Annotated in this window: 11 protein-coding genes; 3 read left to right on the top strand and 8 right to left on the bottom strand. The window is 70.4% G+C overall.

From position 1 onward, the window contains the following. Nucleotides 1-5 precede the first annotated feature (5 nt). Nucleotides 6-1,361, bottom strand: a complete 1,356-nt coding sequence (argG, locus tag JRI60_RS22235) for an argininosuccinate synthase (protein WP_204227839.1) — start codon at nt 1,359-1,361, stop codon at nt 6-8. Between the two features lie 204 nt (nt 1,362-1,565). Between argG and hutU the strand changes: the two genes are divergently transcribed. The 3 genes from hutU to JRI60_RS22220 all read left to right on the top strand — a co-directional run bounded on the left by hutU (nt 1,566) and on the right by JRI60_RS22220 (nt 5,398). Next, the gene (gene hutU, locus JRI60_RS22230; RefSeq protein ID WP_204227838.1) at nt 1,566-3,221 is read left to right on the top strand and encodes a urocanate hydratase; all 1,656 of its coding nucleotides are present in this window, start codon (nt 1,566-1,568) and stop codon (nt 3,219-3,221) included. 3 nt (nt 3,222-3,224) lie between these two features. Beyond that, nucleotides 3,225-4,490 carry an imidazolonepropionase gene (hutI, locus tag JRI60_RS22225; protein ID WP_204227837.1) on the top strand — a complete coding sequence of 422 codons (1,266 nt, stop codon included), beginning with the start codon at nt 3,225-3,227 and terminating at the stop codon, nt 4,488-4,490. Nucleotides 4,491-4,561: 71 nt separating this feature from the next. After that, nucleotides 4,562-5,398: a class II glutamine amidotransferase gene (locus JRI60_RS22220; RefSeq protein ID WP_204227836.1), complete on the top strand. Its 837-nt coding sequence runs from the start codon at nt 4,562-4,564 to the stop codon at nt 5,396-5,398. A 1-nt stretch (nt 5,399) separates the two neighbouring features. Here JRI60_RS22220 and JRI60_RS22215 read toward each other — a convergent pair whose 3' ends face one another. The 7 genes from JRI60_RS22215 to JRI60_RS22185 form a co-directional block, all read right to left on the bottom strand. Next, nucleotides 5,400-7,730, bottom strand: coding sequence for a hybrid sensor histidine kinase/response regulator (locus tag JRI60_RS22215; RefSeq protein WP_204227835.1), 2,331 nt, complete (start codon nt 7,728-7,730; stop codon nt 5,400-5,402). Next, nucleotides 7,727-8,929: a sensor histidine kinase gene (locus JRI60_RS22210; protein ID WP_204227834.1), complete on the bottom strand. Its 1,203-nt coding sequence runs from the start codon at nt 8,927-8,929 to the stop codon at nt 7,727-7,729. The genes JRI60_RS22215 and JRI60_RS22210 overlap by 4 nt, the downstream gene beginning before the upstream one ends. A 65-nt stretch (nt 8,930-8,994) precedes the next feature. Next, entirely contained in the window at nt 8,995-9,435 is a 441-nt protein-coding gene (locus JRI60_RS22205; RefSeq protein WP_204227833.1) for a hypothetical protein, read from the bottom strand. A 155-nt stretch (nt 9,436-9,590) separates the two neighbouring features. Beyond that, nucleotides 9,591-10,067, bottom strand: coding sequence for a tRNA (adenosine(37)-N6)-threonylcarbamoyltransferase complex ATPase subunit type 1 TsaE (tsaE, locus tag JRI60_RS22200; RefSeq protein WP_204227832.1), 477 nt, complete (start codon nt 10,065-10,067; stop codon nt 9,591-9,593). Next, entirely contained in the window at nt 10,064-11,596 is a 1,533-nt protein-coding gene (locus JRI60_RS22195; protein ID WP_204227831.1) for an NAD(P)H-hydrate dehydratase, read from the bottom strand. Before JRI60_RS22195 ends, tsaE begins: the two co-directional genes overlap by 4 nt. 3 nt (nt 11,597-11,599) lie before the next feature. Beyond that, nucleotides 11,600-11,977 (bottom strand): holo-ACP synthase, encoded by a 378-nt coding sequence (acpS, locus tag JRI60_RS22190; RefSeq protein ID WP_204227830.1) that lies wholly within the window; start codon nt 11,975-11,977, stop codon nt 11,600-11,602. Between the two features lie 5 nt (nt 11,978-11,982). Further along, nucleotides 11,983-12,708, bottom strand: coding sequence for a pyridoxine 5'-phosphate synthase (locus JRI60_RS22185; RefSeq protein WP_204229048.1), 726 nt, complete (start codon nt 12,706-12,708; stop codon nt 11,983-11,985). Between the last annotated feature and the right edge of the window lie 42 nt (nt 12,709-12,750).

The raw sequence follows: 12,750 nt of genomic DNA, 5'->3' as shown, positions 1-12,750 counted from the left end.
AAACCTCACTCCTCCTCACCGTCGCCCAGCAACTGCGCGAGGCCGGTGCCGGTGCCCGTGGGACCGGAGGCGAGGCGGCGGACGCTGGAGAGGTGGTGCAGGAGCAGGCCGCGGTTGTCGCCGACGGAGAGGTTCTGCATCTCCAGGGCGCCGATGCGATCCTCCGGGGTGAAGGCGCTGGCGACCTTCTCCATGGAGAGCTTGCTCGGGTCGTAGGCCATGTGCTCGGCCTGGGTGTCGAGCAGCGTGTAGTCGTCACCGCGGCGCAGCTCGAGGGTGACGCTGCCGGTGATGCTGGGGGCCACCCACCGGGTGAGCGAGTCCTTGAGGAGCATGGCCTCGGGATCGAACCACTTGCCCTCGTAGAGGATGCGGCCGAGGCGGCGGCCGAGGGAGAAGTAGAGGTCGGTGGTGGCCTCGTTGTGGATGGCGGAGAGCAGGCGCTCGTAGACGATGTGGAGCAGCGCCATGCCCGGAGCCTCGTAGATGCCGCGGCTCTTGGCGTCGATGACGCGGTTCTCGAGCTGGTCGCTCATGCCCAGGCCGTGCCGGCCGCCGATGCGGTTGCACTCGAGGAAGAGCTCGAAGAGGGACGGGAAGCGCTTGCCGTTGAGGGACACGGGCAGGCCCTGGGCGAACTCCACGGTGACGCGCTCGGGGCGGACGTCCACCTCGGGGCGCCAGTGGGCCACGCCCATGATGGGCTCCACGATGTTCATGCCCTTGTCCAGGTGCTCGAGGTCCTTGGCCTCGTGCGTGGCGCCGAGCACGTTGGCATCGGTGGAGTAGGCCTTCTCGGTGCCCATCTTGTAGGACAGGCCGATGGAGACCAGGTACTCGCTCATCTCCTTGCGGCCGCCGAAGGCATTGACGAACTCCTGATCCAACCAGGGCTTGTAGATGCGCAGCTCGGGGTCGACGAGGATGCCGTAGCGGTAGAAGCGCTGGATGTCGTTGCCCTTGTGGGTGCTGCCGTCGCCGAAGACGTGCACGTCGTCCTCGCGCATGGCGCGGACGATGGCGGTGGTGGTGACGGCACGGCCCAGGGGCGTGGTGTTGAAGTACTTCTTGCCGCCCACGGACAGGTGGAAGGCACCGCACTGGATGGCGACGAGGCCCTCGCGCACCATGGCCTCGCGGCAGTCCACGAGCTTCGCCTGTTTGGCCCCGTGCTGCATGGCGACGGGAGGGATGTCGGCGGGGTTCTTCTCGTCGGGCTGGGCGAGGTCGGCCGTGTAGGCGTAGACGTCGAGTCCCTTACGGGACATCCACGCCACGGCGGCGCGAGTGTCGAGACCGCCCGAGAAGGCGAGACCAATCCGGGTACCAGCGGGGGGAAGCGAACGATAGATGCGGCTCATGGCGCGGTGCGTGCTAGCACGGAAACGCGCGCGCGTCCCAGAGCAACTTGCGAGATGTCTGGCGCCTGCCCGCCACCGCTGATGGGATGCATTTCACACTCTGGCACCCACCTCGTTCGTCCACGACGGACGCGGATGGATTCGGTGCCCCGGGAACCCCGCTTCGGCTAGTCTCCGCGCGGCGCAACACCCCCGAGGAGACACATGTCCCGTACCATTCGTGCCCCCCGCGGAACGACCCTGTCCTGCAAGGGCTGGGTCCAGGAAGCCGCCCTCCGGATGCTGATGAACAACCTGGATCCCGACGTGGCCGAGCGCCCCGAGGACCTGGTCGTCTACGGCGGCATCGGCAAGGCCGCTCGTGACTGGAGCTCGTTCGACCGCATCGTAGACGGCCTGCGCCGTCTCACCGACGAGGAGACCCTCCTCGTCCAGTCCGGCAAGCCCGTCGGCATCCTCCGCACCCACCCGGATGCTCCCCGCGTCCTCATCGCCAACTCCAACCTCGTGGGCCACTGGGCCAACTGGGACCACTTCTTCGAGCTCGAGAAGAAGGGTCTGATGATGTACGGCCAGATGACGGCCGGCTCGTGGATCTACATCGGCACCCAGGGCATCCTCCAGGGCACCTACGAGACCTTCGCCCAGGCCGGCCGCGTCCACTTCGGCTCCGATGACCTCTCCGGCCGGCTCGTCCTCTCCGGCGGCCTCGGCGGCATGGGCGGCGCCCAGCCCCTGGCCGCCACCATGAACAACGCCGTCTTCCTCGGCGTGGAGATCGACCCGCACCGCGCCCGCCGCCGCGTCGAGACGCGCTACCTGGACGTCGTCGCCAAGGACCTCGACGAGGCCATCGCGCTCGCCAAGGAGGCCCAGGCCAAACGCGTGGGCCGCTCCATCGGCGTCATCGGCAACGCGGCCCAGGTGTACCGCGAGCTGTACCGGCGCGGCCTCAAGCCGGACCTCGTCACGGACCAGACCAGCGCGCACGACCCCCTCAACGGCTACATCCCCGTGGACCTGTCCCTGGAGGCCGCGGCCGAGCTGCGCCAGAGAGATCCCAAGGGCTACGTCGAGAAGGCCCGCCAGTCGATGTCCATGCAGGTGGAGGCGATGCTCGACTTCGCCCGCGCCGGCAGCCACGTCTTCGACTACGGCAACAACATCCGCGCCCAGGCGCAGCTGGCCGGCCTGGAGAACGCCTTCGACTTCCCCGGCTTCGTCCCGGCCTACATCCGCCCCATGTTCTGCGAGGGCCTCGGGCCCTTCCGCTGGGTGGCGCTCTCGGGAGATCCCGAGGACATCCGCCGCACGGACCAGGCGGTGCTGGAGCTCTTCCCCCAGAAGCAGTCGCTGCACCGGTGGATCAAGATGGCGCAGGATCGCGTGGCCTTCCAGGGTCTGCCCGCGCGCATCTGCTGGCTGGGCTACGGCGAGCGCGCCAAGGCCGGCCTGCGCTTCAACGAGATGGTGCGCAAGGGCGAGGTGAAGGCCCCCATCGTCATCGGGCGCGATCACCTGGACTGCGGCTCCGTGGCCTCGCCCAACCGCGAGACGGAGTCCATGAAGGACGGCACGGACGCCGTGGCCGACTGGCCCATCCTCAACGCCCTGGTGAACGCGGTGAATGGCGCCTCCTGGGTGTCCTTCCACCACGGCGGCGGCGTGGGCATGGGCTACTCGCTGCATGCCGGCCAGGTCATCGTCGCCGACGGCACCCCCGAGGCCGCCCGCCGCATCGAGCGCGTGCTCACCTCGGATCCGGCCATGGGCGTGCTGCGCCACGCCGACGCTGGCTACCCCGAGGCCGTCGACGTCGCCCGCAGCCGTGGCGTGCGCATCCCCGGCATCACCGAGTGATTCATGGAAACCCTGGAGCTGCTGGTCCGCAACACGTCCGAGGTGCTCACCGTGGAGGGCTCGCACACCGAGCCCGCCGAGAAGGCCCTCACGCCCCAACCCAATGCCTGTGTCGGTGTGCGCCGGGGCAAGGTGTGGTACGTGGGCCCCGAGGGTGCCCTGCCTCCGGGCGCGGTGGGCCCCTCCACCCGCGTCATCGACGCGCACGGGCAGTTCGTCGGCCCCGGCTTCGTGGATCCCCACACCCACGCCGTCTTCGCCGGTGAGCGCGCGGCGGAGTTCGACCTGCGCACCCAGGGTGCCACCTACCTGCAGATCGCCCAGGCCGGCGGCGGCATCGTCAGCACCGTGCGCGCCACGCGCTTCGCCAACGAGGAGGATCTCATCCGGCTCGCCCTGCCCCGGCTTCAGATGATGCTGGAGTACGGCATCACCACCGCCGAGGTGAAGAGCGGCTACGGCCTCAACCTGCAGGACGAGCTGAAGATCCTCCGGGTGGTCCAGCGGCTGTCGGCGCTCCAGCCCCTGGAGCTGATCCCCACGCTCTTGTGCGCGCACGCGGTGCCGGAGGAGTACCGCGAGTGGCGCGAGGCCTACATGGACCTGTGCATCCGGGAGATCATCCCCGCGGTGGCCGAGCAGGGCCTGGCGCGCTTCTGCGACGTCTTCGCCGAGCAGAGCGCCTTCACCCTGGCGGAGGCGCGCCGGATCCTCGTGGCCGCCCAGAAGCTGGGGATGAAGCCCCGGCTGCACGCCGACCAGCTCACCTCCAACGGGGGGGCCGAGCTGGCCGCCGAGCTCGGCGCGGCCACCGCCGACCACCTGGAGAACGTGAGCGACGCGGGCATCCGCGCCATGGCCGAGGCGGGTGTCACCGCCGTCCTCGTGCCCACCTCCACCCTCTTCCTGCGCGTGCGGCCCTATGCCCCCGGCCGCAAGCTGCGCGACGCGGGGGTCAACGTGGCGCTCGGCACCAACCTCAACCCCGGCTCCGCCATGAGCGAGAACCTTCCCCTCGCCATGGGGCTCGCCTGCCTGGAGAACGGCCTGACGGCCGCCGAGGCCTACTGGGCCGCTACCCGGGGGGCCGCCCTCGCACTTGGTTTGAACACATACGGCCGGATTACCGTGGGGGATCCGGCGAACATCGTTGTTTTTTCGTGCTCAAACTATCGCCATCTGCCCTATCACCTGGGAATCAATCACGCGCGGATTGTCATTAAAGATGGCCATGTGGTGGTAGAAAGCGAGCGGGCCCTCTGTCCGTGATGTCAGTCGGACAGCAGGTGCACTCCGGGACTTCCCGTCGGGGCCGGCCGTTATAAAAGACAAGCAAGACCATGTGCCGTCTCTTCGGCTTTCGTTCGTCCATCCCCACTGCCGTTCATCCCTCCCTCGTCACGGAGAAGAACTCCCTTCTCCATCAATCGAAGGAGCACAAGGACGGCTGGGGTATCGCATCCTATGAAGCAGGCGAGCGCCCGCTCGTCGCGCACGGCCTGGGCCCCGCGTACTGCGATCCCGACTTCGAGCGGGTGAGCAGCCGGGTGTCCGCCCGCACGGTGGTGGCCCACCTGCGGCTGGCCTCCGTGGGCGCGGTGGAGAAGCGCAACGCCCACCCGTTCTCCCTCGGCCGCTGGTGCTTCGTGCACAACGGCACGGTGAAGAACTTCGCCCGGCATAAGGCCGAGGTGGAGGCGCTCATCCGCCCGGACCTGCGCGCCCACATCCAGGGCGCGACGGACTCGGAGCGCTGCTTCTACCTCTTCCTCACCCAGCTGGCGGAGCAGCAGACGCTCGAGGGCCAGGCGTGCGTGGAGAAGGTCGCCTGCGCGCTGGCACGGACCATGGAGCTGGTGGCGTCCATCACGGACGTGCCGGGGCAGGACCGCTCGTCGATGAACTTCCTCGTGACGAACGGGGACGTGATGGTGGCGACGCGGCGCAACCGGACGCTCTTCCTCTCGGACACCGCGCCCGAGACGGGCAAGCGCCCCCACCGCGGGCTCTCGGGCCCTCCGAAGCCGGGGACGCAGTTGGAGCAGTTCGTGCTCGCCAGCGAGCAGCTGTCGGGCGAGGACCACTGGCACCCCATCGACGAGGAGGACATCGTCGGCGTGGACAGCCGCCTCGTGCTGCACCGCTGGAAGGTGCAGGATCTCTGCACCCGGCCCTGAGTCAGGCCCGCGCCTCGAACCGCCGCATCACCTCCAGTACCTGCCGCAGGCGCACCGGCTTGCTCAGGTACTCGTTGGCCCCCGCTTCCAGGCACCGCTCGCGGTCTCCCGGCATGGCCAGGGCGGTGAGCGCGATGATGGGAATCGAGGCGGTGACGCGCTCGGCCCGCAAGCAGCGGATGGCCTCCAGGCCGTCCAGCCGGGGCATCTGGATGTCCATCAGCACCACCAGGGGCCGCACCTCGCGGCACAGCCGCACCGCCTCCAGGCCGTCCCGGGCAATGCGGACGGAGTAGCCGTGGGCCACCAGGTAGCCATGCAGGTGCCGGGTGTTGGCCTCGCTGTCGTCGGCGATCACCACGGTGCGCTGGGAGGTGGAGTCGGGCCTCACCGTCGGCGGGGCGGGCTCGGTGCTCGGGCTGGCGCTCCGCGCCGGCTCCTCGGCGAGTATCTCCCCCACGGGCAGGACCACCGTGAAGCGGCTGCCGCGGTCCACCTCGCTGTCCACCTCCAACATCCCGTGGTGCAGGTCCACGAAGCGGCGCACCAGCGCCAGCCCCAGGCCCGAGCCCTCGTTCTGGCGCGCCAGCCCCGCGTCGAGCTGCACGAAGGGCTCGAAGATCCGCTTCACGTCTTCCCGGGCGATGCCGGCCCCCGTATCCCAGACCGTGAAGGCCACCGCATCCCCCTCCTCCCGGGACGCCACCTCCAGCCCGATGCGCCCTCCTTCCCGGGTGAACTTCATCGCGTTGCTCAGCAGGTTGATGAGGATCTGCCTCAGCCGCCGCCGGTCCGCGCGCAGATACTGCACCTCGCCGTCGCTGGAGTACGCCACGGAGATCTTCTTGCGCCGCGCCTGCTCGCGCACCAGCCGCAGGCTCTCCTGGCTCACCTCCTCCACGGGCACCTCCTCGAAGTCCAGCTCCAGGTGCCCCGCGTTGCTCTTGGCGATGTCGAGCACGTCGTTGATGAGCGACAGCAGGTGGCGGCCACTCTCCTCGATCGTCTGCAGCGAGCCGCGCTGCTGCTCCGTCACCGGCCCGAAGATGCCCTCGGCCATGGCCTCGGCCTGGCCCAGCACCGCGTTGAGCGGGGTGCGCAGCTCGTGGCTCATGTTGGCGAGGAACTCGTCCTTCATCCGCGCCAGGTGCGCCAGCCGCGCGTTGTCCCGCCGCAGCTCCGCCTCCTGCTCGCGCTGTCTGCGCTCGGAGATGTCCAGGTGGTAGCCCGTGATGCGCACCCCCAGGCCCTTCTCGTTGCGCACCACCAGGCCGTAACCGGCGATCCACCGCCAGGAGCCGTCCTTGGTCCGCATGCGGAACTCGCTCATGAAGCGGTCGCCGCGTGACGCATCCGTCACGTGCTGCTGGAACGTCTGGAGCGCGTTCTCCACGTCCTCCGGGTGGATGTTGTCCTTCCAGGTGGCGAAGGTGTCGGGCAGCTCGTGTTCCTCGTAGCCGAGCTGTGCCTTCCAGGTGGGCGAGTAGTAGACGTGGTCCTCACCGACGGTCCAGTCCCACAGGCCGAGGCTCCCCGCCCCCACCGCCAGTTCCAGGCGCTGTTTGGCGTCGTGCAACTGCTGCTCCACGCGCACCCGCTCGGTGATCTCCACCGTGATGCCGAGCACGAACAGCTCCCCACTGGGAGCCAGGAGGGGCCGCTTGAGCGTGTCGTACCAGCCGACGGTGCCATCCGGCTTGGTGAAGCGCTCGAGCTGCCGGGCCTCGGCCCCGGTGGTGAACACGCGCTGGTCCACGTCCGCGAAGACCTCGAGCTCCTCCTGGTTGGAGTGCATCTCCGCGGGACGGTGGAGGACGATTTCGTCTGGCGTGGTGGCGTACGCATCCGCCAGCGCCTTGTTGGCGAAGACGAAGCGGCCCTGGCGGTCCGTCACGTAGACGAGGCTGGGGTCCGCGTCGAGGATGGACAGCATGAAGGCGCGCTGCTGGCCGAGGAGATCCTCGTTCGAGCTGAGCAGCCTGCGGCTGATGCGGCGCTCCCAGGCGGCCGGCACTTCGCTGGCCAGCGCTTCCGGTATGCTCACGGAGACGAGCACGCCACCCCCCACGAGCGGCTGGCTCCGCAGATGCCACACGGAGGGCTCGCCGCCCTCCTCGGGAGTGGGCCCCCCTCGCGAGAGGCCGAGGGAGTCGGGTCTCCCCGCCAGCAACTGGCGCGAGGGTTCTTCTCCGAAGAGCTCCGCCAGCGTGCGCCCCTCCAAGGCCGTGCCGGACAATCCCTCCTGCCTGCCACAACTGGAGAGGACGCGTCCGGCCTCATTGGTGACGAGCATCAAGGCCGGTGACGAGGGGGAGGCGGGAGGCGGATTCACGGAGGGAGACTCGAAACGGAAGAGGAGGAAGTGGCGAGCGAGGGGGCCGCCCGGGCTTCCACGACGACGCGGGTGCCATGCCCCGGCCGGCTGTGGAGGTGGAGATGTCCACCCCACGACTCTACGAGCTGTTTGACGACGGGCAAACCCAGCCCCGTGCCCTGACCGGCGGGCTTGGTGGTGAAGAAGGGCTCGAAGACGCGGGCGAGCACCTCCTCGCTCATGCCGGGGCCATTGTCCTGGACCCACGCCTCGATATGCCCTCCGGGAACGTGGCGCACGCCGACCTGGATCTCCGGTTGGGCCGTCCCGGACAGGGCATCCGCGGCGTTGGCGAGGAGGTTGAGGAACACCTGCTGCGCATGCACCGGGCTGGCCTGGATGACACAGGGGGTCTCGGGCAGCTCGAGCGACAGGCGCACGTGCCGGGCGCGGCCCGTGAGGCGCAGCATGTCGCGCACCTCACCGAGCGTCCGCCCCAGGTCCGCCAGGGGCGTGGCCTCCTCCTGGGGGCGGGCCATGCGGAGGATGGTCCGGGCCAGCTCGGTGACGTGACGGGTCGCCATCGCGAGCACCTCGCGCGTGTCCCGGGCGTCCGCGTCCTCGGGAGCGGGCGGCTGGGGAGGCAGCTCGTCCACGGCGCTATTGAGGACCTGGGCGATGTTGTTGAGCTCGTGACTGACGCCGGCGGCGAAGGTGCCGAGCGTCGCCAGGCGATCGGCCTGGAGGATCTGCTGGCGCAGCTCGTCCACGGTGGCCAGGGCGCTGTCGCGCTGCGTGGTGAGGAGCTGGTGGTAGGCGCGCACCTTGAGGAGGTTGGCCACGCGGGCACGCAGCTCCGCCCCATGCACCGGCTTGGTGAGGAAGTCATCGGCGCCGGCCTCGAGCCCGAGGACGACCTCTCGCCTCCCATCCAACGCCGTGAGGAGGATGATGGGGACGTAGTCCTTCCCCGAGCGCTCGCGCAGGCGGCGGCAGACCTCGATGCCGTCCAGACCCGGCATCATCACGTCCAGCAGCACCAGGTCGGGGTGAGCCTCGCCCACGACGGCCAGCGCCTCTTCGCCGTTGATGGCGAAGACCACCTCGTAACCGGCGGGTGACAGCAGCGCCGATGCCGTCCTCCGACTGGCGGCATCGTCATCGACGATGAGCACACGCCAGGGCCGGGGGCGTCTGGAATCGGGGCCGTTGCTCATTTGAAATCTCCAACATCGAAGCTGACGTATGGGGAGATGTGGGCTCGGACCAGGGGTCCTCGCCCTCATTCCCTCGGCGGGGGACCGCTGCTCGGAGCGCCCCAGCGAGCCACGGTGGCGGGCACCGTCATGTCCCCCTCCACCCGGAAGGTGTGGCGGGACATGGGCGAGCCGTCCATGGCGAGCTCGGGGCGCCACGCGTCACCCACCCAGAGCTCGAAGGACACCTCCGAGCCCACCGCGAGGCGCACCGAGCCCGAATAGAGCCGCTCACGCTGACGGCGGAGTTGGAAGCCCTGAGCCGTGTCCGTCCCGAGTGAGGGGTCCGAGCCCACCACGAGGACGACCGCGTCGGCCGGAGTGTCGGCAGGGACGGTCACCTCGAAGGTGACGGTGGCATGGGGATGCTGCTGAGGGGGAGGCTCGATGGCGCCACACCCGGCCAGCACCGCGCCGGCCAGCGGGACAACCACCAGGAGCCACTTCGCTGCGTGGGAGAGGGGCATGGGGCGGAAGATACCCAGGGACCGGGAGGCTCTGCCCAGGATGGCGGCCTCCCACTGTCCGCTGGAATGCTCTCTGGCGCCCCCGCCAGACCCGCAGGCGGACTCCGGAACCAGGCCCGAAGTCCGCCAGGGCGACGACGACCAGCTGAAGTCCCCTACCCCAGCCACGCCTTCAGCAGCGCCGCGGGCCGCGAGCCCCAGGCCTCGGCCACCAGCTCGCGCGACTCCTCGCCGGTGTCCCGGAGGGTGATGCGCAGGTACTCGCGGGGCGCGGCCTCCGGAACCCTGTCCAGCCACTCCACCAGCACCGCGCCGTCCCCGCCCACCAGGTCCAGGAAGCCCGTGGCGTACAGCTCGTCGTAGTCGGCCAGCCGGTAGAGGTCCGCGTGGTAGAGCGGCACCCGGCCCCGGTAGGGGTAGACGATGGCGAAGGTGGGGCTGGCCACCTCCGAGCGCGACACGCCCGCGCCCTCGGCCACGCCGCGCACCAGGTGCGTCTTGCCCGCGCCCAGGTCGCCCACCAGGCCCACGAAGTCCCCCGGCTGGAGCAGCTCCCCGAGCCGGACTCCCAGCCGGTGCGTCTCCTCGGGCGAGCCCGACAGCACCGTGCGGCCCAGCGAGGGCGCGCTCATCGGTTCCACCTCGTCCACACGTTGCACATCCCCTTGGCCACGTCCGTGGCGATCAACCCCAGCCTGCCGCGCCGGGCCACCATCAGGTCCGCCGACAGCCCGTGCGCGTAGACCGCAGTCCAGGCGGCCTCGGGGAGCTTCAGGCCCTGTCCCAGCAGCGCGCCCAGCACGCCGCTCAGCACGTCCCCCATGCCTCCGGTGGCCATGCCCGGGTTGCCGGTGGGGTTGACGTACACGGAGCCATCCGCGTGAGCGATGAGCGTCCGAGCGCCCTTGAGCACCAGCGTCACCCCGTGCGTGCGCGCGAAGTCCCGCGCCACCTCCACGCGGGCCTTCTGGAGATCCTTCGTGGGCACGCCCGTGAGCCGGGACATCTCGCCCGGGTGCGGGGTGAGCACCAGCGGCCCCTTCGCCCGGCGCAGCACGTCCAGGTCCGTGGCCACGGCGTTGAGCGCGTCCGCGTCCAGCACCGCGGGCGCATCCACGCGCGAGAGCAGCTCGCCCAGGAGCTTCGTCGTCTCCGGGCCCCGGGGGATGCCGGGCCCCACGACGAGCACGTCCTTCTTCTCCGCCGCCTCCAGCAGGGGCTCCAGGTCCGCCATGCCGAGCGGCCCCCGGTTCTCCAACGGCCACCCCATCACCTCGGGCGCATGGCCCAGCACCGACTCCACCACCTCGGAGCGGGTGGCCACGGTGACGAGCCCCGCGCCCGCGCGCAGCGCTCCCAGGGCGGACATGGCCGCCGCGCCGGACTTGCCGTGGCTGCCGGCCACCACCAGCACGTGCCCGTAGGTGCCCTTGTGCGTGTCCGAGCGGCGCGGAGCGATGGCCCCTCGCGCATCCGACTCCTCGACGAGGAACAGCTCCACGCCCGGGTGGGGCTCGGCGGCCTCGGGAGGAATGCCGATGTCCACGCACCGCAGCTCGCCGCACAGGGTGGCGCCGGGCTCCAGCACCTGCCCCTGCTTGAGGAAGCCGAAGGTGACGGTGACGTCCGCCTCCACGCAGGGAGAGAAGGGCTCGCCGGTGTCCGTGTGCAGCCCCGAGGGGATGTCTGCGGCCACCACCTTCGCGCCCGCCGCGCGCCAGCGGAGCATGTGCTGGATGGCCTCGGCGAACTCCCCGGCCGGAGCCCGCGTGAGCCCCGTGCCGAAGAGCGCGTCCACCACCACGTCCCCGCCCCGAGGCTCCGCCACCGCCCCGAGCGGCTGGGGCTGAATCCCCGAGGGCCCGAGCGCGTGCAGGTTGCGCTTCGACTCGGGCGTCAGCTTCGCCCTGTCGCCCACCAGCACCAGCGTCACGGGGAGCCCGGCGGCGTGGAGGAAGCGCGCCGCCACCAGCCCGTCCCCGCCGTTGTTGCCCGGCCCGCACACCACCACGTACCGCCCCTCCGGGGCGCCCAGCTCGCGCGCCGCGTCCGCGAGGAACCGGCCGGCGTTCTCCATCAGCAAAGGGGACGGCATGCCGAAACGGGACTCGGCGGCCTGGTCGGCCGCGCGCATCCTCGCGGCGGTGAGGGCACGGCGCATGGCTCAGCTCCTTTTCTGAAGGATGACCGTCGCGGCGGCGACCCCCGCGTCATGGGTGAGCGCGAGCAGGGCCTCCGCGCCTCGCTTCTCCATCTCCTGGAGAGCCACCCCGGAGAGGCGGAAGCCCGGCGGACCGCCCTGGCGCACCACCTCCATGTCCTGCCAGGTGAGGCCCGGAGGCGCGCCCAGCGCCTTCACCAGGGCCTCCTTGGCGGCGAAGCGGGCCGCGTAGGCACTGGCCGCGTCCGCTCGCGCGCCACACAGCGCCCGCTCGGCCTCCGTGTACACCCGCTCCAGGAAGCGCTCGGCGCGCGGCCCGTCGAGGATGCGCTGGATGCGCGCCACCGAGCAGATGTCCATCCCCAGGCCGAGGATCGCCATGGCACCTATCCCGGGTTGCGCATCAGCTCGACCATCTCCCGCACCGCCCGCTCGAAGCCCACCAGCACCGCCCGCGCGACGATGGAGTGACCGATGTTCAGCTCGTCGATCTCCTGGATGCGCGCGATGGGCAGCACGTTGTCGTAGTTGAGCCCGTGGCCCGCCGCCACCGTCATGCCCAGCCGCGCCGCCGCCTTCGCCGCGTCCACGATGCGGCTCAGCTCCCGCGTCCGCTCGCGCTCGTTGCGCGCCTCGCAGTAGCGCCCGGTGTGCAATTCGATCCGGTCCGCGTTCACCTTGTGCGACGCCCGCACCTGGTCCAGGTCCGGATCGATGAACAGCGACACGGGGATGTCCCCGTCCTTGAGGTTCTTGATGATCTTCGCGAGCGGATCCCGCTGGCCGGCCACGTCGAGCCCGCCCTCGGTGGTGAGCTCCTCGCGCCGCTCGGGCACCAGCGTCACCACGTCCGGCTTGTGCTCGTAGGCGATCTTCACCATCTCCTGGGTGGCCGCCATCTCCAGGTTGAGCAGCGTCTGGACGGTCTCCCGGAGGATGCGCAGGTCGCGCTCCTGGATGTGACGCCGGTCTTCCCGCAGGTGGATGGTGATCTGCCCGGCACCGGCCAGCTCGGCGATGGCCGCCGCCGTCACCGGATCCGGGTACGTGGTGCGCCGCGCCTGACGCAGCGTCGCCACGTGGTCCACATTCACACCCAATCGCTGTCCCATCTCGGCCGCTCCCTGGCGCGCGTACCAGCGCACGCGCGCCCT

This window comes from Archangium violaceum, from assembly GCF_016887565.1.
GTDB classification, from domain to species: domain Bacteria; phylum Myxococcota; class Myxococcia; order Myxococcales; family Myxococcaceae; genus Archangium; species Archangium violaceum_B.
This window is presented reverse-complemented; position numbering and strand designations above follow the sequence as displayed.